This is a genomic window from Mucilaginibacter sp., assembly GCF_041088075.1.
Taxonomy (GTDB): Bacteria; Bacteroidota; Bacteroidia; order Sphingobacteriales; family Sphingobacteriaceae; genus Mucilaginibacter_A.
In genome coordinates this window covers 52,347-76,241 of the sequence record NZ_JBGCVY010000058.1, presented here as the reverse complement: position 1 = coordinate 76,241, position 23,895 = coordinate 52,347, and the positions used below count along the sequence as shown (strand labels likewise).

The window sequence follows — 23,895 nt, the reverse complement described above, 5'->3', positions numbered from 1 at the left end:
TTCTGTTCCTAAACAATCAATCTGGATCGCACTGTATCAAAACCGAACACTGGCTGTAATGCAAACGCACAACCGGATACTTCTTTTATCACCTAAAATATTGTTTTTCAATTATTTAGTCTGAATGGCACAGCTTTTCCTATAACAATGGCAGAAATAGTACACTAAAAAAATACTGATAAAAGAAGCATCGTGGACAGAGTTATTGCAAAAAAGAAATGGACAACCAAACGCCTTTTAACCATCGGCGGAATTACAGCCCTGGTTTTGTTGATCGGCAGCAGTTATTATTTTACTTCGGGCAAATCTAAACTGAACGTGGACACCGAAAGGATCACGATCAGCGAAGTGAAGAACGGCCCGTTCCAAGAGTTTATTCCGGTGAATGGCGTAGTGATGCCAATCACGACGATTTATTTGGATGCGATGGAAGGCGGCCGCGTGGAACAAAAATTTGTGGAAGACGGCACGGTGATGAAAAAAGGCGACCCGATTATGAAACTGGCCAACACCGATCTGGAACTGAGTTTGGTGAACCAGGAAACCTCTGTTTTCAATTTGCTTACGCAGATGCAGATTTCGCGAAATGCGGCACAGCAAAATACCATCAGCAAACTAAACCAAATGGCAGACGTGGACAATGCGTTTAAAGAAGCCGAACGTTTATATTTGCTCAACAAGCATTTGTACGAACAGAAAGCCATTGGTTTGCAGGAATTTAAGCAATCGCAAATTGCTTACGATTATCAGGTGAAGCGCAAAAAGCTGACGCAGCAGATTTTGAAGCAGGATTCAGTTTCGACCAAACAGGAGTTGGACCAATCAAAACAATCGTTCGGCCGTACCCAAAATGCTTTGGCCGTGATGCGGCAAAAAGTGGGCGATTTAATTGTCCGTGCGCCGGTTGACGGCCAGTTGACTTCTTTGGATGCGGAGATCGGACAAAACAAACACCAGGGCGAGCGGCTGGGTCAGATTGATGTTTTGAGTGGGTTTAAAGTCCGCGTGGATGTGGACGAGCATTACATCTCGCGCATTTTCACGGGTCTGACCGGCGACTTTGACTTCTCCGACAAAACCTATAAACTGAAGATCAAAAAGGTTTTTACGCAGGTTACCAATGGCCGTTTCCAGGTTGATATGGAATTTGTAGGCAAAGTTCCGGAAGGCATCCGCAGAGGGCAAACGCTGCAAATCCGCCTGGCTTTGGGCGATGAAACTAAAGCTTTACTCTTGGCTAAAGGCGGTTTTTACCAGCAAACCGGCGGCAACTGGATTTTTAAAGTCAGCGATGACGGTAAAACGGCTTACAAAGTTGATGTACAGCTTGGCCGCCAAAACCCGGATTATTACGAAATTTTGCAAGGTTTAAAACCTGGCGATAAAGTGGTTACGAGTAGTTATGAGAATTATGGAACGATGCAGGAGTTGGTGTTGAAGAAGGAATGATTGGTATCAAGTATTTAGTATCAAGAATCAAGCGCATGACAATGAAACACACCCCTAACCCCTCTCGAGAGGGGAAACCTGCAACCGACTTCTACCTAAACAAAAAACGAAGTTAGCTAAACAATAGAAAGATAGCCGCTATACTTCCCCTCTTGAGAGGGGTCAGGGGTGTGTCCTTCAATCGAAAATACATCAAATATAAAGTGTTTTAGAATTCACAACTAACAATTCAAACCTCTCACACAATGATAAAAATAACCGACCTCGAAAAAATCTACCGCACCGAAGACATCGAAACTTCGGCACTAAACAAGTTAACCATCCATGTAAACGACGGCGAATTTGTGGCCGTCATGGGCCCATCCGGCTGCGGCAAATCTACTTTGCTCAACATACTTGGATTGCTGGACGACCCGGATGGGGGCAGTTTTATGTTCAACGGCATTGAAGTGGCCGGTTTTAATGAACGCAAACGTGCCGACCTGCGCAAACGCAACATCGGCTTTGTGTTCCAAAGCTTTAACCTGATTGACGAACTGACCGTTTTTGAAAACGTGGAACTGCCGCTGATCTATTTGGGTGTGGACAGTGCCGAACGCAAAAAACGGGTGGATGTGGTGTTAGACAAAATGCAGATTATGCACCGCCGCAACCACTTTCCGCAACAGCTTTCCGGCGGACAGCAGCAGCGTGTTGCTGTTGCCCGTGCGGTTGTGAACAACCCAAAATTGATCCTGGCGGATGAGCCGACGGGTAACCTGGATTCGTCTAACGGTAACGAAGTGATGCAATTGTTGACCGAATTGAACGAGCAAGGAACTACCATCGTGATGGTTACGCACTCGGAACATGATGCACGGTACAGCCATCGCATTATCCGGATGCTGGACGGGCAAACGGTAACGGAGAATTTGTTGGTATAGGTGTGGGGTGGGAGGTTTGAGGTAAGAGGTATGAGGTATCAGTGCCTTGCAAATCCTCGAACCTCGCTCCCCGCACTTTTCACTAAAAAAAACATTGATAAAAGAAGCATCAACATTTAGCTTATTTTATGAGAGAAAGAGATTAATAATGGTCAACTTGTTTCTAATTACCTGCCCGTTTTGTAAATCTTCGGAATACAACTTTGTACAATTGTTTTGCAGGGCCGAGGCGATAATTAAACTGTCCCAATGAGAATATTGATACTGAAAGGAAATTTCAAAAGCTAAATTAATTGTTGTTTCATCAATCAATTTTAAATTACAAGTAGCCATTAAATTGATGCCGTGCTGATACGAAACCTCTTTTGAAAACTTAAATTTTTTTAAGCAAATGTTAACACTTTCCATCACAACCTGGGTACTGATTATCGGCCTGGTTCTAATCAAACCCAAAGCAATTTTATTTTTAAAAGTAGCATTATCAAAAGCATACAAAGCAATGTTCGAGTCAATAAAAAAATCAGCGTTCATTGGCTTCGTCGCGGTTAAATTTAAAATTGCCCATATCAATGCTGTGCGACTTCCAAAAGTCAAAAGCTTTTTCCGTTTCAGGCTGGCCTATGGTTTTTTCTTCAATTGTAAAGGCAATAATTTCTACTTGCTTGCCAATAAATTCCTTCGGAAACTCAATGGTTTGCTTGGTATTGGTAGGTATAACAATTTCCCTGATCATATCATTGGTTATTAACAAAATACAAAATTAATCATTAAACCGAGTATTAACCATGCTTAAGAACTACTTTAAAACGGCAATCAAAACCATGCTGCGGAACAAAACTTACACCGCCATCAACATTTTTGGTTTAAGCATCGGCCTGGCTTGCGTTATGCTGATTGCATTATATATTAAAGATGACCTTAGTTTTGACCGCTTTCAAGCAAATGGCGCACAAATTTACCGGATTGTACAAGATGGGCACAGGCCGGACGGTACAGAATCTAAAAGCGGGTTTACAGGAGCCGTACAAGGCGAAACGTTTAAACAGGAAATACCCGAAATACAGGATTTTTGCCGGATAAATGGCGGCGGCGAAGAATTGGTAAAAAAAGGTGAAGATGTACTTCCCGAAAAAATGCTTTATGCTGATAAAAGCTTTTTCAGAATGTTCTCTTTTCCCTTGGTAAAAGGCAACCCTAAAATAGCATTGGATCAAATTACCAATGTGGTTATTACAACAACCATTGCAAAAAAATACTTTGGCGATCAAAACCCGATAGGTAAAACTTTACAGATTAATCAGAATGGTAGTTTTGTACCTTTTATCGTGTCGGGCGTGGCCAATGAAACCCCTTATAATTCTACCGTAAGGTTTGATTTTTTGCTGAATATTGAACGTACGCTTCCTCCAAAATATACTTCGTTGGATTGGTTCAATTCTTTCCTCAACTCTTTTATCTATTTAAAAAAAGGTGCAAACCCACAGGTTGCAGAGCAAAAAATGGCACAGGTATTTAACCAATATGCAGGCAAACTAATAGCCGAAATGAAAAAAACCTATGGTGAAAAAGCAGTTTCCAGTTATAAGTTACAACCTTATTATAACATTCACTTAGATAAAGATTACGGCACTGGCAATGGTATAACGCCTTCAAGCAAAGTTGATTTTTCTTATATTTTAGGTGGTATTGCTTTGTTTATCCTGTTTATTGCCTGCATCAATTTTATCAACTTAAGCTTATCCAGTTCTTTAAGGAGAAGCAAAGAAATTGGCATCCGCAAAGTAAATGGCAGCACACGTGGACAATTAATCTTGCAATTTCTTGGCGAGTCGTTGCTGCTTACGCTGATTGCTTCTTTTATCGCCATAATTTTAGTGGTCATCTGTTTACCCGAATTTAACCAGTTGTCCGGCAAACAACTGCAAACTTCTTATCTCGTTAACGGCCAAACTTTAGCTGTTTTTATCCTCCTTATTTTAGCAAATACTTTACTGGCGGGCTTTTATCCTGCCGTTGTGCTTTCTGGTTTTAACCCGGTGCAAACTTTGTATGGCAAACTTAAAATCAGCAGTAATAATTACCTGGCCAAAAGTTTGGTTGTTGTACAATTTGTGGTTGCCGTATTTTTGGCTATCGGGACAATTGTAATGCAAAAACAATTTAACTTGTTGATTAATGCTGATCTTGGGTACCAACCACAAAACATTGTAGATGTACAATTTCCGCAGGAAAAACATCCAAACTTTGAAGTTTTTAAAAGCCAGCTTTCCAAATATCCATCCATAAAAGAAGTATCCGGACAAGGATCGCCTTTTACCGCCTGGACAGGAATGGAATTTGATGTTGACGGCAAAAAATTAAACACACCGTTCTTTGAAATTGACGATCAATTTTTAAAAGAATTAAACATCCCAATCAAACAAGGAAGAGGGTTTACAACCGTTGCCGGAGATACTACGCATTGTCTCGTCAACCAGTCTTTTGCAAAAGCTGCCGGTTGGAAAGACAGTCCGATCGGACACTTAATTGGAGAGAATAAACACGTGTATACTGTAATTGGTGTTACCGCTGATTTTCATAATGCTTCTTTAAATTCCAAGATTGAACCTTTGGTTTTGAAACAAACAGCAGCCGCTACATACGGCCAGGTATTGATAAAAATTGACGAAAACCAAAAGGTAGCAGCCTTAAAAGCCATCAACACAGAATTTAAAAAGATGGTGCCGGATTATCCCTGCACTTATAATTTTTTAACCGATATGCTTGCCGGACAATACGATCAGGAAAGCCGGTGGAAACAAATCATCACCATTGCTTCCGTGATGTCCATTCTGATTTCTTGTTTAGGTTTATTTGGTTTGGCAACATTAGCAATTGAGCAACGGGTAAAAGAAATTGGCATCCGCAAAGTTTTAGGCGCCACCTTAACCGATATTACCGGGATACTGACCGTCAATTTTTTAAAGCTGGTTTTGATTGCCGTAGTGATTGCCTCGCCGCTTGCCTGGTTTGCCATGAACAAATGGCTGGAAAACTTCCCGTACCGCATCAACCTAAGTTTCTGGATTTTGCTTTTCACCGGTTTGGGCTCATTGCTGATTGCTTTTATCACCATCAGTTTTCAGTCCATAAAAGCAGCATTGGCCAATCCGGTGAAGAGTTTGAAGGTTGAGTGAGGAAGGTTTGAGGTAAGAGGTTTGAGGTATCAGGTAAGGGCATCTTGCAAAGTCCTCATACCCCGTACCTCAAACCTCTCACCAAAAATATACCGATAAAAGAAGCATCAGTTATAAAACCAAATATTATGTTTAAAAACTATTTCAAAATTGCCCTGCGTAATCTATTGCGAAACAAAGGCTTTTCTACCATCAACATTTTGGGTTTGGCAATGGGCATGGCCAGCGCGATCCTGATTTTGTTATGGATACAAAATGAGATGAGCCACGACCGGTTTCATGAGAAAAAAGACCGATTGTATACAGCAAACAACCGCGATAAGATTAATGGTGAAACATTGGCCTATAGCATTACAGCGAAACCATTGGCCGGGACCTTAAAACAGGAATATCCCGAAGTAGAAGATGCTGTGCGCATAACCAATGCGCCTTTTTTGTTTACCGTTGGTGATAAACACCTCAATTTGTCAGGTTATTTTACTGATCCTGGCTTTTTTAATGTATTTAGTTTTCCGCTATCAGAAGGCAATCCCAAAGCTTTAAATGGCAAATACAATATTGTACTTACCCAAAAAACAGCAAAAAAATTGTTTGGTAACGAGGATGCCATGGGCAAAACCGTCAAGATAGACAGTACCGATATTTTTACCGTTACCGGCGTGCTAAAAGATTTGCCCAACAATACAGCTTTTGATTTTGAATACCTATTGCCGTGGTCGTACTTAACAAAAATTGGTGGGGATGACAATAGCTGGAGCAATAACTCTATTACCACCTTTATCCTGTTAAAGCCCGGCGTTACACAAGCAAGTTTTGATGCAAAAATCAAAAACATCAGCATTAGCCATAACAAAGATGCTTATAAAGTAAGTGCGCAGGTATTTACCCAACTGTTTAGCGACGCTTACTTGAATAATAAATCCGAGAACGGAGGATACGTAGGCGGACGGATAGAAAGGGTGAAATTGTTCGGAATCATTGCTGCCTTTATCTTACTGATTGCCTGTATCAATTTTATGAATTTAAGCACGGCACGCAGCGAAAAGCGGGCTAAGGAAGTTGGCATCCGCAAAGTGGTTGGTGCGCCAAAAAGCTCTCTAATCGCCCAATTTATTGGCGAAAGTATTCTGTTGGCTTTTCTTGCCGGAATTATTGCAATTTTGATCGTTGAACTAAGCCTTCCCAGCTTTAACCATTTGGTGGATAAAACATTGTTCATTCCTTTCTCCAACCCTTTTTACTGGCTGTTTGCCATTACCTTTATTTTGTTTACCGGCTTGCTGGCCGGTAGTTATCCTGCCCTTTATTTGTCTTCTTTTAAACCGGTAAAAGTATTAAAAGGCACTTTTAAAGCGGCCAATGCTTTGGTTACGCCACGCAAGGTTTTGGTGGTGATACAATTCACGTTTGCCATTGCGCTCATCATTTGTACCATTGTTGTGGTCCGCCAAATTAAATATGCGCAATTGAGAGAAACAGGTTATTCAAAAGACAACCTGATTTATATGAATCTTCAAGGTGATATAGGAAAACATTATGACCTGATTAAAAGCGAGTTGGTTTCTTCAGGAGCAGCTACGGCTGTAACCAAATCTATGAGTCCGATTACACAACGGAACAGCGACGGCTGGGGCTATTCCTGGTCAGGAAATACAGAACAGGATCAAAAAATAGATTTCATCAGGCAATCCTCTGAAGCTGATTTTGTAAAAACAATGGGGGTAAAACTTTTGCAGGGACGGGACATTGACATCAAAAATTACCCTTCCGATTCAACTGCTGTTTTGCTGAATGAAGCCGCCGTAAAAGTAATGCACTTAAAAAACCCGATAGGCCAAACGATAAAGGGCAACGGCCGCGACGATTGGCATGTAATTGGCGTTGTTAAGGATTTCATTTTCGAATCTCCTTACGAAAATGTACATCAGTTGATGGTTTTTGGGCCGGGTTCTTTCTTTAGTGTGATGCATATTAAGCTTAACCCGGCAAAACCAGTTGCAGAAGATTTAGCCAAGATTGAACAAATATTTAAGCAAAATAACCCGCAATATCCTTTTGAATATAAGTTTGTGGATGAAGAATATGCCAAAAAGTTTCAGGACGAGCAACGTATAAGCGCGTTGGCTGGTTTGTTTGCCGGCTTAACCATCTTTATTTCCTGCTTAGGCTTGTTTGGCTTGGCTACCTACATGGCCGAAAACCGGCTTAAAGAAATTGGCGTGCGCAAAGTTTTAGGTGCTTCTGTGGCCAACATCACAACCCTGCTTTCTAAAGATTTTTTAAAGTTGGTGCTGGTCTCCATCGTAATTGCATCGCCGGTTGCCTGGTGGGCCATGCACAAATGGTTAGAAAGTTATACCTATAAAATCAGTATCAGCGTATGGTTTTTTGTGTTGGCCGGTGCCGGAGCCATGTTGATTGCTTTGGCCACCATCAGTTTTCAGTCGGTAAAAGCAGCATTGGCCAACCCGGTGAAGAGTTTGAGGAGTGAATGAGGAAGGTTTGAGGTGAGAGGTATCAGGCAAGGGCATCTTGCAAAGTCTTCGTACCTCAAACCTCTCACCAAAAAAACACCGATAAAAGAAGCATCACCTATAAAAATTTAAATTATGATTTGGAACTATTTAAAATCTGCCGCGCGCAGTTTCAAAACCAACAAGGGTTTTAGTTTGCTCAATATTTTTGGGTTGGCTATCGGTATTACTTGTGCCGCACTTATTTTTCTTTGGGTAGAAGATGAAGTGAATTGGGATAAATTCAACCTGAAAAAAGACAACCTGTTCTTTGTGCGGGTTAATGAAAAGTACGATTCTTACACCGCAACCACAGGTTCTACGCCAGCCCTTTTAGCACCGCAAATGCTGGCCGATATTCCCGGCGTTGCCAATACCTGCCGCATTTACGATATGGATGCCACGCTTTTTGCTATCGGCAATAAAACCATATATGCCGGTGGTATTTATGCCGACCCTGCTTTGTTTAGCATGTTTGCTTTGCCTTTTGTGCAAGGCAATGCACATACTGCTTTTAGCCAACCTTTTTCATTGGTTATCACAGAAAAAACGGCGAAGAAGTTTTTTGGTAACGCCAGAAACGTAGTCGGCAAAACTATCCGCGTAGACAACAAACAGGATTACATTGTTTCGGGTGTTTTAAAAGACATTCCAACCAATTCCACCCTCCAATTTGAATATGTTGCGCCTTTTAAAATTGTGTTTGATGAAGATCTAAATTCGAAGCGTTGGGGATCAAACTGGTTGAGCACTTATGTTGAATTAAAACCTAAAGCAAACCTTTCCGCAGTAAATAAACAATTACTTGGTTTTATTCGGCAGCACGCGCCACAGTCTGTTTCCCGTCCGTTTTTGTGGAACATGAGCCAGTGGCATTTGTACGATGAATTTGAAAACGGCAAGGCAACCGGCGGCGGACAAATCCAATACGTCCACCTTTTTTCCATAATCGCCTGGATAATTTTGCTGATTGCCTGTATCAATTTTATGAACCTTTCTACCGCGCGCAGCGAAAAACGTGCACGGGAAGTTGGCGTGCGGAAAGTACTTGGCGCAGGCAAGCAAAGCCTTGTTTTCCAGTTTATTGGCGAAGCCTTGCTGATGGCATTATTAGCGGCGGTTGTTGCCGTTGTTTTATTGGCGATCACGTTGCCCGCGTTTAATAACTTAGTGCAAAAACAGCTTTCGTTGGGTTTTACACAGCCTTCGCATTTGGCGGTTTTATTGTTGATTGCTACCATCTGTGGTTTGGTGGCCGGAAGTTATCCTTCGTTTTATTTGTCTTCTTTTAGTCCGGTTTCGGTTTTAAAAGGCGCAAAGCTGAAAGACGGCAATGCTTCTTTTATCCGTAAAAGTTTGGTGGTCCTGCAATTTACGGTTTCCATTGTGCTTATTATCAGTACCATTATCATTTACCAACAAATACAACACGTAAAAAACAGGGTTTTAGGTTTTGATAAAAACAACTTGATCGAAACAGATGCGCAGGGCGATGCCAGCAAATATTACAATCCGTTAAAGCAGGATTTGCTGCAAAGCGGCGTGGTTAGCAACGTTGCTTTATCAAACCATCCCACACTTTACGGCGGTACAAATACGGGGAATTTAACCTGGCAGGGGAAGTCGGCCGGCTCAAAAGTTTTGGTTTCTTTTAGAAAGATTTCGCCCGAATATATCAGCACGTCTGGCATCAAACTGTTGGAAGGCCGTGATTTTGTTCCGACAGATTCCTTAAAATCTAAAAATGTAAACGTCATCATCACCCGAACGATGGAAAAATTGATGGGGAATGAAAGTGCCGTGGGTAAAGCCATTTGGAGTTCGGGCGATACCAGCGGGACAAAGATGACGGTAATTGGCGTAACCAACGATTACGTTTACGGCAACATGTATGGTACGCCAGATCCGGTACTGTTTTTGGCCACACCGCTAAATCGTTTAAACAAAATGTACCTGCGGATAAAACACAACACTAATATGGAGCAAGCTTTGGCTAAGGTTGAAACAATTATCAGGAAAAATAATCCTGCTTATCCTTTCAACTACAAATTTGTGGACGACCAGTTTAACCAGCTATTTATCAGCGAAACACTGATCAGCAAATTATCGCGCGTTTTTGCATCGCTTGCCATCATCATTTCTTGTCTCGGTTTATTTGGGTTAGCCGCCTACACCGCAGAACGCCGGACAAAGGAAATTGGCGTACGAAAAGTTTTAGGCGCAAGTGTAGGCAGCATTGCCGGCTTGTTGTCGTTTGATTTTTTAAAACTCGTTGGTTTATCTTGTCTCCTGTCTTTCCCTATTGCCTGGTGGGCGATGCACCAATGGCTGCAAGCTTACCAGTACCGCATCGAAATCAGCTTTTGGATTTTTTTGATTGCGGGAACTGCGGCCTGTCTAATTGCGATTGCCACCATCAGTTTTCAAGCGGTAAAAGCAGCATTGGCCAACCCGGTGGAGAGTTTGAGGAGTGAATAGGTTTTGAGGTTTGAGGTATGAGCGTCTTGCAAGCCCTCATGCCTCGTACCTGATACCTCTCACCAAAAAAACACCGATAAAAGAAGCATCAGGTTTAAGGTAAGAGCAACTTGCAATTCCTCGAACCTCGCTCTCCGCATCTCTGCACCAAAAATATACCTATAAAAGAAGCATCGGGTTTGAGGTCAGATCAACTTGCAAAGTCCTCGCACCTCAAACCTCACACCAAAATATTGAACTTTAAAAGCACTACAACCATGATCAAAAACCATTTTAAAATCGCTTTCAGGAACCTTTGGAAAAGCAAAGGCTATTCGGCCATCAATATTTTCGGACTGGCTATTGGTTTGGCGATTTGCCTGCTGATTACTTTGTTCGTAATTGATGAATTAAGCTACGACCGCTACAACAAAAAAGCCGACCGCATTTACCGCGTAAACACTTACATCCACCTTAATGGCAGCGATTTTAAACAGCGCGTTACGCCTGCTCCTATGGCTGCTGCTTTGGTAAAAGATTATCCGCAGATTGAACAAGCGGTTCGATTAGGCGCTGATGACGATATGCTGGTTACAAAAGGCGAAGAAACCGTAGTCGAACCCAATTCTTTTTCTGCCGATCAAAATTTATTTGATGTTTTTACGCTGCCGATGATTGCCGGCGATCCGAAAACTGCGTTAACTCAGCCAAAAACAATGGTGATTTCGGCAGCTATCGCCAAAAAATATTTTAATACGATGGATGTTATCGGCAAAACTTTAAAAGTTGATAATACCACCTTTTACAAAATTACAGGCGTATTTAAAGATATGCCTGCTGCTTCCCACCTGCATTTTAAATTTATAAAATCGTTGGTTGGCAATGAATTTGCCAATAATGCGGTTTGGCTAAACAATAGCTTTGTTACTTATCTGCTTGTTCGTCCGGGCACCAGTCAGCAATCGGTTGATAATTATTTAAAGGAAGCAGCAAAAAAATATGCAGAACCACAAGTGCAAACGCTTTTTCACAGCAGCTTTAGCGACCTGGCAAAAAAGGGTGATTTCCTGCGCTACCAAACAATACCGTTAACACGCATCCATTTATTTTCGGATTTAACGAACGAAACGGAACCTTCCGGCAATATCCAATATGTTTATATTTTTATTGTGATTGCCGTTTTTATCCTGCTGCTGGCTTGCGTAAATTTTATGAACCTTTCTACCGCGCGTTCAGCCGGCCGTTCAAAAGAAGTTGGTGTGCGAAAAGTTTTAGGTTCTGATAAATCAACACTAATTGCTCAGTTTCTCACCGAATCCGTGTTGACCAGTTTGCTGGCGATGGTAATTGCCTTGTTTATCGCGATGCTGTTTTTACCCTACTTTAATCAGCTTGCCGGAAAAGAAACGGGTTTAAGTCTTTTTTCTTCTGTTTGGACGCTTCCTGCGCTCCTGCTGATTACGGTTTTTATCGGCATTCTGGCCGGACTTTATCCTGCGTTTTTCTTGTCCGCCTTTCAGCCAATTGCAGTTTTAAAAGGCAAAATGTCCACCGGTTTTAAAGGAAGCTGGCTGCGTAATACGCTGGTTGTTTTTCAGTTTTCTACCGCCATTATTTTGATCATCGGTACATTGGTTATCTACAATCAGCTTAATTATATCCGCAACAAAAACTTAGGTTATAACCGCGACCAGGTTTTGGTTTTGAAGAACGCCTATTCGCTTGGCAATTATGCACAGACTTTTAAGAACGAAGTTTTGCAAATTCCCGGCGTAACTTCTGGCGCGCGAGCCAGTGCTTTACCCACTTCAAGCGAACAAAATTTTAACCAGAATGCTTTTTCGAAAGATGCTTCCATGAGTGCGGCAGAATCTGTAACTCTTGCTGATTGGTCTGTTGATGCAGATTATATTTCGAGTTTAGGTATGCAAATTGCAGCCGGCCGAAACTTTTCTGCCCAAATGCCAACAGATTCTAATGCTTTGATTATCAACGAAACCGCTGCACGCCTTTTGGGTTTCAAAAATCCTGTACAGCAAAAATTGTACGATGCTAATCAGGACAACACCACAAACGCACGTCAGATTATCGGTGTTGTAAAAGATTTTAATACCGGTTCTTTACGCAATAAAACTTTGCCAATTGTGCTCCGGCTTTCTAAATATGCTGACAAATTTATATTTCGAATCAAAAGCAATAACATGCCGCAGGTTATCGCACAAATAGAAACCAAATATCACGGCGTGGTTAAAGAAATGCAAAGCCAGCCATTTATTTATTCGTTTATGGATGAGGATTTCGACCATCTTTACCAGTCCGAGCAACGCACCGGAAAACTCTTTATTTCTTTTGCCTTTTTTGCAATTTTGATTGCTTGTCTTGGATTATTTGGGTTGATTACCTACGCCGCCGAACAACGCACCAAAGAAATAGGTATTAGAAAAGTTTTAGGCGCAACCGTAACAAATGTTACCGCCCTGCTCTCTAAAGATTTTATCAAACTTGTTTTTATCGCCATTTTGATTGCCGCGCCAATTGCCTGGTTTGCCATGAACAAATGGCTGCAAAGCTTTGCTTACCGCACTAATATCAGTTGGTGGGTTTTCGCCATTGCGGCCGCTATCGCCCTTTTCATCGCTTTGGCAACGGTAAGTTTTCAAGCGGTAAAAGCAGCATTGGCTAATCCGGTGAAGAGTTTGAGGAGCGAATAGGTTTGGGGTGAGAGGTATGAGGCATCAGCACCTTGCAAAGTTCTCATACGCCGTACCTCAAACCTCTCACCAAAAAAACACCGATAAAAGAAGCATTGGGTTTGAGGGATTTGCAATGTTCACTACGGAAGTTCGAGTACATGTACTTCTTTTATATTGACAAAATCTTTTTGGTTGAAAGTGGCAATTTGATCAATACCGTTATCAAGCATGATAGAAACAATTTCCAAATCAAATACAAGGTTTCCTTTAGGCTGGTATTGTTGTACCAGTTTTTCAAAGATTAGCAAACTTGTTATTGACGGGAACAAAATCGTAAAATTTAATTTTACTTCAGCATAAAAACTTAAGCAGGATGACAATGCAATCTTAAGTTTAGATGCTACAGCAAAAAACTCGCTAATATTTTTAGTTGTAACAAATAGATTATAATTGGGGTTAAGCAATAAATCATCCGCAACCTGATGATAAACAGAATCCTTATTCAATGTGTAAATCAGCACATTGGTATCAATAAGGAGGTTAGTCTTCATAAGCAAAATCCCGAATATTTATTTTATCCGACTCCGTACCGATAGATACACTTCCAATCGTTGTCCATTTTCTTTCAGTTGGTTTTTTATCGGTTACTTCTCGGATAATAATTTCCACATTTTTGCCTACCAAAGCTTCTGCTTCTTTACCCAATTTGATTGTGGCAGATTCTAATTTTTTTCTGATTGTGATTGTATTCATAATAAATTTAGTAAAGAATGAATCAGGGTTAAATATACAAATAAATAGATGTACAAGTAATTTGGTATTTAAACGGGAATGAAAAAACACCGGTAAAAGAAGCATTGGGTTTGGGGCAAGAGGTACTAGGTTTGAGGTACGAGCGATTGCAAAGTTCCCGATCCTCGCACCTCAACCTTGCCCATAACCGAACAGTCTTTGTAACGAAAGCGGACATCGGCACAAAATCCAGAATACTACTTCTTTTATAATCAATTAGTTACAACTTTGGTACAACTGATGTACAGATTAACCTGCAGTAGGAGTACTGTTGTTCTGAGTTAAATGTTAATGTTAAATGAAGCCTGAAATCCTCTCCCATTTTTTGGGAGGGGAAAAAGGTGGCCCCTAATCCCCTAAAACCAAATATCGTTATGAAAACTTTTAAAACTACTTTTATGCTGTTCCTGCTTGGCCAGGCTTTGGCAACTTCGGCACAAAACAACAACCAGCAGCCTTATTTAAACAAGTCGTTTGCCAACGCAGCGATTAAAAACGTGAACGTGAAAACTTCCGGCGGCAGCATTACGGTGAGCGGCGGAAGCGCAGCCAATGCGCATGTGGAAGTTTATGTTAACGCGAATAACAACAATGAAAACGTATCGAAAGAAGAACTGACGGAACGCCTGAAAAATTACGACTTGGATGTTTCTTTAAACGGAAACGAACTGCAAGCGACAGCAAAAGCCAAAAACAATTTCAACTGGAAAAAATCCTTGAGCATTTCCTTTAAAATTTATGTGCCAAAAGAAGTATCAACCAATTTAACCACCAGCGGCGGAAGCATCAACCTAAGCAACCTGAACGGCGAACAAAATTTTACAACCAGCGGCGGCAGTTTGACTATTGACCGGTTGAACGGTATTATAAAAGGGCATACTTCCGGCGGTTCCATCAGCGTAACCAATTCTAAAAGTAACATCGAGTTGCGCACCAGCGGAGGCAGTATTAATGCCGAAAATTGTGAGGGTATGATTACGCTGAGTACTTCGGGCGGTGCTTTGCGTTTGGCCAACTTAAACGGAACCATCAACGCCAGGACGAGCGGTGGCGGCATCAGTGGCGACCATATTTCGGGCGAACTGGTTACCGGGACTTCGGGCGGCAGCATTAATTTAACGGCGATGGCCTGTAGTTTGGAAACTTCGACCAGCGCGGGCAGCACACATGTGCAGATGGAAAGCTTGGGCAAATACATCAAAATTAACGGCAGCGTTGGCCATGTTGATTTGCAAATACCTAGCGGCAAAGGCTTGGATTTGGACTTGCACGGCAACCGCATCAGTACCAACGTAACCAGCAACTTTAACGGCGAAAAAGACGACAGCCGCATGGTGGGCAAATTGAACGGCGGCGGCATCCCGGTTACGGTTAAAACGAGTATCGGCGGGATTAATTTGACGATGTAGGGTTGAGGTGTGGGGTATGAGCTATCAGGTATGAGGTTGGAGGTATGAGGTATCAGTGAATGGCAAAGCCCTCATACCTCTTACCTCGAACCTAAAAAAACCTCTCACTAAAAAAGTACCGATAAAAGAAGCATTAGGCTAAAAAACGAAAAACATGATTAGGAATTATTTTAAAACGGCTATCCGTAATTTGTGGCGGAATAAACTATATAGCTTTATCAATATCAGTGGACTTGCGCTCGGGCTTGCCATCTGCATGTTGATTATGCTTTACGTGGCACACGAGTATAGTTTTGATCGTTTCCATGCCAATGCTGGCCGTATATTTTCTGTCCATTCTAAATTTGTGATGGGTTCTGATACCATACAAATGCCAAAAATGAGTTTTGCAACTGCTCCGTTAGTCAAAAAAAGCGATGGTTCGGTTACTTCAAGTATGCGTATTTTTAAACAATATGCTGCTGTTACGGTACAAAACCCTGAAAATGAAGATTTGCGTTTTTCCGAAAGCAACATCCTTTATGCAGACGCTAATTTCTTTCAGTTCTTTTCATTCAGATTATTATCCGGGAAGAACAATGCAGTGCTTAATCAACCTTTTCAAGTTGTGATTTCTAAAGACATCGCCCAAAAATATTTTGGAAATGAAAACCCTGTTGGAAAAACATTGAACTTACTTGGCGGAAGTACTTTTACCTTTCAGGTTACCGGTGTGATGGAAAACAGTCCTTCAAATACTGACTTGGGTGCAAATTTTGTTGCATCGGTTTCCAGCTTAAATAAAATGCCCGAAGGAGCTGGCCTCATGCAGTCTCAACTATTACAAGGCGGAGGTTTTGCAACTTATTTCACACTCAAAAAACCTTCAGATGCTGCACATGTAGAGCAAACAATGCAAACAATCGCAAAAAAAAGTTCCCCTGAATCAAGCGATAAATATTTGCTCACAGCCTTACCCGACCTGCATTTAAAGATGAATTTTGATGATACAGCAAACTTAAAATACATTCGGATATTTCCCTTTGTTGCTGCTTTGGTTTTGCTTTTGGCTTTGGTTAATTACATGAGCCTTTCAACGGCACGGTCAACACTTCGGGCTAAAGAAGTTGGCGTAAGAAAAGTAACAGGTGCCAGTCGTAAAACGATTGCTCTTCAGTTTTATATCGAATCTGCCTTATATGCCGTCCTGTCATTTGTACTGGCTTATATACTGGTTAATTTATCACACAACTGGTTCTTCAATCTGCTGCAATTAAAAATTGATACTGGTTTTATATATAGTCCAACCGTAAATGGTATGATGATCATCTTCTTGCTGGCCACGATTATTGGCACTGGCAGTTATCCGGCCATCATCTTATCGGCTTTTAAGCCTGTAGCCACTTTAAGTGGAAAGATGAGCAATAAAACTGGCGGCGTTTGGGTAAGAAAAACATTTACGGTTTTACAATTTGTAATTTCTGTTGCTTTGATTATTTGCGGGATTGTTATAGACCGGCAACTGTATTATATGCGCCATACCGAAACAGGCGTAAACCGCGAAAATGTATTAACCATTCCCGTACAAAAAACGATTGGCAAACATTACCAGGCGTTAAAAAAAGACATTCAAAATTTGGCAGGTGTACAAGAAGTAGCTACGGCCCACTATGCAATGTATAAAGGGTATGATGAATATTTTACAAAATCCAATATTGGGCTTCCAAGTTTTCTTGTTGATAAAAATTTTATACCGACGTTAGGTATTAAGTGGAAAATTCAGCCCTCTTCGGAAGCAGAAATGACCCGGCCAAACAAAGTAATTATCAATGAAGCTGCAATTGGAAAACTTCATTTACAAGGTAACCCAATCGGCCAGACAATAGATTTTGTCAACCGGCAATCCGAGGTTATAGGTGTAGTTAAAAATTTCAATTACCAATCGCTTGAGGCTAAAATTGATGCACTTGCCTTGTTTATTGCTCCGGATACAACAACGCTATGGGGGCAGGCAGGCAACTTCGGAAGTTATCTCCTTATTAAAACTGCCCGTAAAACCAACCTGCCTGAATTGGTTACCCAAATAAAAAAAGTATATAACCAATACGATAAGGAAACGCCCTTTGAGTACCAGTTTGTGGATGAAACTTTTAATGCGATGTTTAAGGCAGAAGACCGGTTAGCTAATATATTTAGCCTGTTTATTGGCCTTACCATTTTTATTGCCTGTCTTGGACTTTTCGGCCTGGCAACTTTCTCCGCCGAACAACGCACCAAAGAAATCGGGATCCGGAAAGTATTAGGTGCATCCGTTTCTCAAATTACCGCGTTGCTTTCCAAAGATTTTGTTGTATTGGTGATACTGGCCATCCTTATCGCCTCGCCTATTGCTTTTTTTACCATGCAAAAATGGTTACAGGATTTTGCCTACCGCATCGAAATAAAATGGTGGATGTTTGCTTTGGCCGGAAGCTTAGCCATCGTAATTGCCTTGCTCACCATCAGCTTTCAATCGGTAAAAGCAGCATTGGCCAATCCGGTGAAGAGTTTGAGGAGCGAATAGGTTGGAAGTTTGAGGTACGAGGTATCAGCGATTTGCAAAGCCTCATACCTCACACCAAAAATATACCGATAAAAGAAGCATCATTTAAAAAACTAAAACCATGTTTAAAAACTACCTCAAAATCGCCTGGCGTAACTTTTACAAGCAAAAGTTTTATTCTGGTATCAATGTGTTTGGTTTGGCAATCGGTATCGCTTGTACAATCATTTTATTCCTGTTTATCTCCTACCATTTAAGTTTTGATCGTTACCACACCAACGCCAAACGAATTTTTAGAACAGTAACAGATTTGCATATTCCGGACGGCAGTATTGAGTATGACCAAGGCTCACCTTATGTTTTAGGCCAACTCTTAAACCAGTTGCCTGTAGTCGCCAACGAAACGGCATTGCTAAGCAAGCGCAGTTTTACCATTTCCATACCTCAAAAAAACCAGGGTAAACAAAGCCTTTTTTATGAATTTGAAAACGTTGCTTTCACGGATAACAACTGGTTTAAAATGTTTACTTACCATTGGGTTTCAGGCAATCCAAGTACGGCTTTAACTAATCCTTATACCGCGGTTATTACTTTAAACCTGGCTAAAAAATATTTTAATACGGAGCAAGCGGTTGGTAAAATTATCAGGTTAGAAAACAAGTACAATTTTACCATCACCGGCGTGTTGCAGGACAATCCAACCAACACAGATGTGCAAGCCAACATGTTCTTGTCTATTTCTTCTGTTCATACCATGTTCCCGGAACCTGATAGCTTTTGGACTGACATCGGTTTTATCTCTTCAAAAAACAATGTTTTTATACAATTGCGTAATGCGTCCGATCAAAAAGCAGTAAATAATAGCATTAAAGTCATCATTAAAAAAGCATTGAAAATTTATGGTAGTGCTGGTGATGCTTATCATTTCCGCTTACAACCTTTAGAAGATATTCATTTTAACAGCCGTTATGGTGGAAAAATCTCTAAACCATTATTGCTGATCTTGGCCATTATAGGGTTTGCGCTGATCTTGATTGCCTGTGTTAATTTTGTAAACATGGCTACGGCACAAAGCCTAACCAGGGCAAAAGAAATTGGCACCCGGAAAGTTTTAGGCAGCAGCCGGAAAGCAATTTTCTGGCAGTTTATCATTGAAACTGCTTTTGTAACTTTAACTGCGGGCGTTGCAGCAGTAATTTTAACCATACTGTTTTTACCGACCATAAATCAGTGGTTGCAATTGTCGTTAACGGTGAACTTTCAAGTTGTTTTATTTTTGATCGGACTGCTAATTATCATTGTGTTTGCAGCTGGTTTTTATCCTGCATTAATAATAAGCAGTTTTAAACCGGTTGATGCGCTGAAGAACAGGATCGGCAACAGCAATAATTCATCCAAGTTATTACGAAATGCGCTGGTTATCTTTCAAAATGTGATCGCTCAAAGTTTGATTGTTTGTACCACAATTATTGTTTTACAAGTGAAGTTCCTGAAAGATACTGATCTGGGTTTTAACAAAGATGCCATAATTATGATGCCCGTCCCAGATCATTCCGCATCAAAACTTTCTTATTTCCGCAATCAACTTGTTAATAATCCGGGCATAAAAAGTGTAAGTTTTTGTTATCGCGCACCAGCATCTACATCAGGTAAAGGAGGAATGATCCGTTATGATAATATGCCCTCGACAAAATTTGCCGTTCGCAGTATAATTGGAGATGAAAATTATATAAAAACGTTTGGCTTAAAAATTCTTGCAGGCCGTAATCTAACTTCTGCAGATTCCACAAATACCTATATCGTTAACCAGCAAGTGCTTCAAAAATTAGGCATTAAAAACCCTGAACAAGCGATAGGACATTTGTTGGCAGCTGAAGATTTTAGCGAAAAAAACGGAATCATTATTGGTGTTGTAAAAGATTTTAATGTCCACTCTTTATATACCGGAATTGAACCGGCCTTAATTTCAGCAAAGCCAGATTTGTATGAGTATGCTGCGGTAAAAATTACAGGAAACCATCCAACAGAAACCCTCAATATCATTCAGCAGAAATGGCAAAAAACTTATCCGCAAAACGTTTTTGAGTATCATTTTTTGGATGAGCAATTGGCCGGGTTTTATCAGAAAGAAGAAATGATCGGCAAACTGATTACTGCCGGCACTTTGGCTGCAATCCTGATTAGTTGTCTGGGACTGTTAGGTTTAATCTCTTTAATGACTGTAAAGCGCACTAAAGAAATTGGAATTCGCAAAGTTTTAGGTGCTTCGGTTACCCAAATTACCTCGCTGCTATCCAGAGATTTTTTAAAATTAGTTTTGCTGGCACTAATTATCGCTTCGCCGCTTGCTTATTTTGCCATGCAAAAATGGCTGCAGGATTTTGCCTACCGCATTACCATCAGTTGGTGGATTTTTGCTTTGGCCGGAAGCTTAGCCATCATAATTGCATTGCTCACCATCAGTTTTCAGTCGGTAAAAGCAGCATTGGCCAATCCGGTGAAGAGCTTGAGGAGCGAGTGAGAGGTTTGAGGTTTGAGTAATTTGCAACTACCAACACTGCTGATTAGAATGTTTGTATCAAACACAAAAAAATTATTCTTCATTCAGCAATTGCTGCAAAATTTCTTCTGTAAGCCCGTTTTTTACTGCTTCATCACCTATTTTGTCCAGCAAAGATTTGAATTCTGCTTTTTTGATGTTTTCAGTTAATAGGTTGATTTGTTTTTCGAAATTCTTCTCCAGCTCATTTTTAACTTTGAAAGGTACTTCTTTCCATTTTTTCGCCGTCGCGTCTTCCACTTCAATAACAATCCGTTCCATGTTTAAAGATTATAAATTCAAATTTACAAAAATAAAACCCTGATAATTTCAGCATAGTTATAATCAAATCAGCAGAAAACCTTAAAAAGATTTTATTGAATAAACAAAACAGCCATACTGTTTTTACCACCTAAAAGTTTGTATCACAACAGTACAGCGAGTGTATCGTTTCCGAACGGCTTTAACCTTGTAAAAGATTGTAAATCCTTAACAATCAACCAACTGCCTTTACGGCACAAATTTGATACACCATCTGTAAAAACCATCTTTATGAAAAACTTAGCGATACTTCTTTTATCCACCTTTTCTTTGTGCGCATCGGCACAAACGCGAACCAAAACCAGTACTTACAAAACAGACGATACCAAACAATCCGTTAGCGATAACGGCAAAACGCTGCACATCATGATCAAAAGCAGCAAAGCCGGAAAAGATGTTAAATATGACCATACTTTTTTGGTCAGCGAGATGAGCCAACAGCAAAAAGATGCTTTGCTTAAAAGAGTGAACGATTCGTTGGGTGTTCATCCACCAACTGCTCCGCCAGCCCCACATGTACCGTCAATGCCACCAGCGCCACCGGCACATCATTAAATTTAGGTATGAGGTACGGGGTTTGAGGTGATTCAATTGCTGCTGCCCGTCCCTCTTACCTCAAACCTCTTACCTCCAACCCTCAAACCTATGTTCAAAAACAACCTTAAAATTGCCTGGCGCAACCTGTTAAAAGGCAAAACATTCAACCTGATCAACATCGCCGGTTTAAGCGTAGCCGTTGCCTGCTGCGTTTTGCTTTTTTTAACCGTGGTTTACGAGTTTTCGTACGATAAATTCCACAAAAACCTGCCGGATATTTACCAGGTTTACCTCACCCAAAACCGGGCAAAAGGGATAGAACGCGGCACGGCAATGCCCGAACCGTTAACGCCAGCTTTAAAGGCAGAATATCCGGATGTGCAATTTATTTCGAGGTTAGGCCAGGGAGGTGCGGAGATCAGTTACAAAAGCAAAAAGATCATGGAGTCTATTGGGTTTGTAGATGAAGATTTTCTTAACATATTTACTTTTCCGCTTGAAAAAGGGTCGGTAAAAACAGCATTGCACGATTTGCACAATATTGTAATAACTGAATATGTTGCCAAAGCGATTTTCGGAAAAGAAAACCCAATCGGCAAAACGCTGCAATTTAAACTTTATAATCAGCCGCAAAGCTTTGTAGTTGGTGGCGTTGCCAAAGATTTCCCCGATAATTCCAGCATTGGTTTTGACGTGTTGATACGCTTTGAAAACTACCGAAACTATCAACAAAACTTGGATAAATGGGACGTAGGCAACCATTCTACTTATGTAAAATTGAATGCGGGAACAGATCCCACTGCTTTTGAAAAACGCTTAATCCCTTTCGCAAAAAACCATTTTAAGGAAGACATCAGCAATATCAAACGTGACGGCGCAAAGCCGGATGCCAACGGAAACGTTTTTACGGTAAATATTTCGCCTTTCGCAAAAAATCATTTTAATAATGAACTGAGCGGATTGGAAGGCAGCCCGATTTCCCGTGTTTATGTGATTGCTTTGCTGGCCATCGGTATTTTTATTTTGCTGATTGCCTGCATCAATTTTATCAACCTCAATATTGCCCGCGCTTTTAACCGTGCCCGCGAAGTTGGCGTGCGCAAAACTTTGGGCGCCGGAAAATGGCAATTGCTTGTCCAGTTTTGGACGGAAACCGCCCTGGTTTGTTTGATTGCTTTTGGCTTTGGCTTGCTCATCTCGTCGCTTATTTTGCCGCTGTTTGCGCAGAACTTTAAAAGCCACATCCACCTCAACATGCTGTTGCAGCCGGGTTTGCTGCTTGCTTCTTTTAGCACCTTCTTTTTGATCACCCTAATCGCTGGCTTTTATCCGGCCTGGCTGATGCTTCGGTACAAAACGGTTTTGGTTTTAAAAGGAACGGTAAACACGACTAAGCCCGGCCAAGTACGCAACGTTTTGCTGATTACCCAATTTGCGCTTTCTACTTTGCTCATCATTTGTACGCTGGTAACCTGGCAGCAAATGCAGTACATGCAAAACCGGCCGCTGGGCTATAACCGCACAGAAGTGATTAGCATTCCGTTGGGCAACCTTGCTGGCACCAATGCTCTGGATATTTTGAGGCAGAAATTACAAGGTTCGCCGGAAGTTGAAAGCATTACCGGCTCGCGTATTAATTTAGGTTTAGGAAATGACGGCTCAACCATGACTTCCATTACCGGATTTAATTATAAAGGGCACGAAGTGCAAAGCCATATACTGCAAGTTGATTATGATTATTTGAAAACGCTTGGTATCCAATTATTGGCCGGCCGGGATTTTTCGCGGGATTTTGCAACAGATAGCAATGCAGTTATTATTAATGAGAAAATGGCGGCGCAAATCGGCAGTAAAAATCCGGTCGGCACTTACCTGCCATATCAGGACAACAAACCGCCGATGCAGGTAGTTGGTGTGGTGAAAGATTACAATTTCCACTCGCTGCGCGAAGAAGTGGAACCTTTATCCATCGCCATAAACGAAAGAAACCGGTTGGAATATGCTTTTGTGCGGCTAAAACCGGTAAGCCTCAATGCTTCTTTTAGCCACCTAAAATCGCAATGGCACCAGATTTTTCCAAACACCGAATTCAACGGTTCCTGGCTGAACGAAAACACCGAACGCCAGTACCAAAGCGAAAAACGGCTATCCAATATTTTTATCGGTTCGGCCATTATTGCCATCCTCATTTCCTGCATCGGTTTGCTGGCCATGGCCATGATGACGATGGTACAACGCACCAAAGAAGTTGGCATCCGCAAAGTTTTAGGCTCCAGCATTAGCGGCATTGTCATTCTGCTTTCCAAAGATTTCGTCAAATTGGTTTTGCTGGCCAGCGTGTTGGCCTTCCCAGTGGCGTATTGGGTGATGCACAACTGGCTACAAAGTTTTGCTTACCGCATTGAAATCAGTTGGTGGATTTTTGGCCTGGCTACGCTGATTGCTTTGGTGATTGCCGTGGCAACCGTCAGTTTTCAGGCGGTAAAAGCAGCATTGGCCAATCCGGTGAAAAGTTTGAGGAGTGAATAGGTTTGGGGTGAGAGGTGCCAGCGATTTGCATAAGCC

Annotated in this window: 16 protein-coding genes; 11 read left to right on the top strand and 5 right to left on the bottom strand. The window is 41.3% G+C overall.

Annotated elements, in window-relative coordinates; all coding sequences use genetic code 11:
* The first annotated feature begins 192 nt into the window (after positions 1–192).
* Entirely contained in the window at positions 193–1,449 is a 1,257-nt protein-coding gene (locus V5804_RS14155) for an efflux RND transporter periplasmic adaptor subunit (protein ID WP_369592049.1), read from the top strand.
* Positions 1,450–1,694: 245 nt separating this feature from the next.
* Entirely contained in the window at positions 1,695–2,372 is a 678-nt protein-coding gene (locus V5804_RS14150; RefSeq protein WP_369592048.1) for an ABC transporter ATP-binding protein, read from the top strand.
* Positions 2,373–2,498: 126 nt separating this feature from the next.
* Here V5804_RS14150 and V5804_RS14145 read toward each other — a convergent pair whose 3' ends face one another.
* Both V5804_RS14145 and V5804_RS14140 read right to left on the bottom strand, forming a co-directional pair.
* Positions 2,499–2,903 (bottom strand): PIN domain-containing protein, encoded by a 405-nt coding sequence (locus V5804_RS14145; RefSeq protein ID WP_369592047.1) that lies wholly within the window; start codon positions 2,901–2,903, stop codon positions 2,499–2,501.
* A complete protein-coding gene (locus tag V5804_RS14140) occupies positions 2,893–3,105 on the bottom strand; it encodes a hypothetical protein (protein WP_369592046.1) in 213 nt (70 codons plus the stop codon). Before V5804_RS14140 ends, V5804_RS14145 begins: the two co-directional genes overlap by 11 nt.
* A gap of 52 nt (positions 3,106–3,157) precedes the next feature.
* Here V5804_RS14140 and V5804_RS14135 point away from each other — a divergent pair, with 52 nt between their 5' ends.
* The 4 genes from V5804_RS14135 to V5804_RS14120 all read left to right on the top strand — a co-directional run bounded on the left by V5804_RS14135 (position 3,158) and on the right by V5804_RS14120 (position 13,229).
* Positions 3,158–5,548 carry an ABC transporter permease gene (locus tag V5804_RS14135; protein WP_369592045.1) on the top strand — a complete coding sequence of 797 codons (2,391 nt, stop codon included), beginning with the start codon at positions 3,158–3,160 and terminating at the stop codon, positions 5,546–5,548.
* Positions 5,549–5,676: 128 nt separating this feature from the next.
* Positions 5,677–8,043, top strand: a complete 2,367-nt coding sequence (locus V5804_RS14130) for an ABC transporter permease (RefSeq protein ID WP_369592044.1) — start codon at positions 5,677–5,679, stop codon at positions 8,041–8,043.
* A 114-nt stretch (positions 8,044–8,157) separates the two neighbouring features.
* Positions 8,158–10,539 carry an ABC transporter permease gene (locus V5804_RS14125; protein WP_369592043.1) on the top strand — a complete coding sequence of 794 codons (2,382 nt, stop codon included), beginning with the start codon at positions 8,158–8,160 and terminating at the stop codon, positions 10,537–10,539.
* A 257-nt stretch (positions 10,540–10,796) separates the two neighbouring features.
* Positions 10,797–13,229 carry an ABC transporter permease gene (locus tag V5804_RS14120; RefSeq protein WP_369592042.1) on the top strand — a complete coding sequence of 811 codons (2,433 nt, stop codon included), beginning with the start codon at positions 10,797–10,799 and terminating at the stop codon, positions 13,227–13,229.
* 122 nt (positions 13,230–13,351) lie between these two features.
* Here V5804_RS14120 and V5804_RS14115 read toward each other — a convergent pair whose 3' ends face one another.
* Both V5804_RS14115 and V5804_RS14110 read right to left on the bottom strand, forming a co-directional pair.
* Positions 13,352–13,762 carry a type II toxin-antitoxin system VapC family toxin gene (locus V5804_RS14115; RefSeq protein WP_369592041.1) on the bottom strand — a complete coding sequence of 137 codons (411 nt, stop codon included), beginning with the start codon at positions 13,760–13,762 and terminating at the stop codon, positions 13,352–13,354.
* The gene (locus tag V5804_RS14110; protein ID WP_369592040.1) at positions 13,752–13,964 is read right to left on the bottom strand and encodes a hypothetical protein; all 213 of its coding nucleotides are present in this window, start codon (positions 13,962–13,964) and stop codon (positions 13,752–13,754) included. Before V5804_RS14110 ends, V5804_RS14115 begins: the two co-directional genes overlap by 11 nt.
* A 413-nt stretch (positions 13,965–14,377) precedes the next feature.
* Between V5804_RS14110 and V5804_RS14105 the strand changes: the two genes are divergently transcribed.
* The 3 genes from V5804_RS14105 (at position 14,378) to V5804_RS14095 (ending at position 20,454) form a co-directional block, all read left to right on the top strand.
* Complete coding sequence (locus V5804_RS14105; protein WP_369592039.1) at positions 14,378–15,412, top strand: hypothetical protein; 1,035 nt, start codon at positions 14,378–14,380, stop codon at positions 15,410–15,412.
* Between the two features lie 154 nt (positions 15,413–15,566).
* Positions 15,567–17,954 carry an ABC transporter permease gene (locus V5804_RS14100; RefSeq protein ID WP_369592038.1) on the top strand — a complete coding sequence of 796 codons (2,388 nt, stop codon included), beginning with the start codon at positions 15,567–15,569 and terminating at the stop codon, positions 17,952–17,954.
* A 100-nt stretch (positions 17,955–18,054) separates the two neighbouring features.
* Positions 18,055–20,454 carry an ABC transporter permease gene (locus V5804_RS14095; protein WP_369592037.1) on the top strand — a complete coding sequence of 800 codons (2,400 nt, stop codon included), beginning with the start codon at positions 18,055–18,057 and terminating at the stop codon, positions 20,452–20,454.
* A 72-nt stretch (positions 20,455–20,526) separates the two neighbouring features.
* Here the strand turns inward: V5804_RS14095 and V5804_RS14090 are convergent, their stop codons facing one another.
* On the bottom strand, positions 20,527–20,754 hold the full coding sequence (locus tag V5804_RS14090) for a hypothetical protein (RefSeq protein ID WP_369592036.1): 228 nt from the start codon (positions 20,752–20,754) through the stop codon (positions 20,527–20,529).
* Between the two features lie 270 nt (positions 20,755–21,024).
* Between V5804_RS14090 and V5804_RS14085 the strand changes: the two genes are divergently transcribed.
* Positions 21,025–21,348, top strand: coding sequence for a hypothetical protein (locus tag V5804_RS14085; RefSeq protein WP_369592035.1), 324 nt, complete (start codon positions 21,025–21,027; stop codon positions 21,346–21,348).
* A 90-nt stretch (positions 21,349–21,438) separates the two neighbouring features.
* Positions 21,439–23,859 carry an ABC transporter permease gene (locus tag V5804_RS14080; RefSeq protein WP_369592034.1) on the top strand — a complete coding sequence of 807 codons (2,421 nt, stop codon included), beginning with the start codon at positions 21,439–21,441 and terminating at the stop codon, positions 23,857–23,859.
* Positions 23,860–23,895 lie beyond the last annotated feature (36 nt).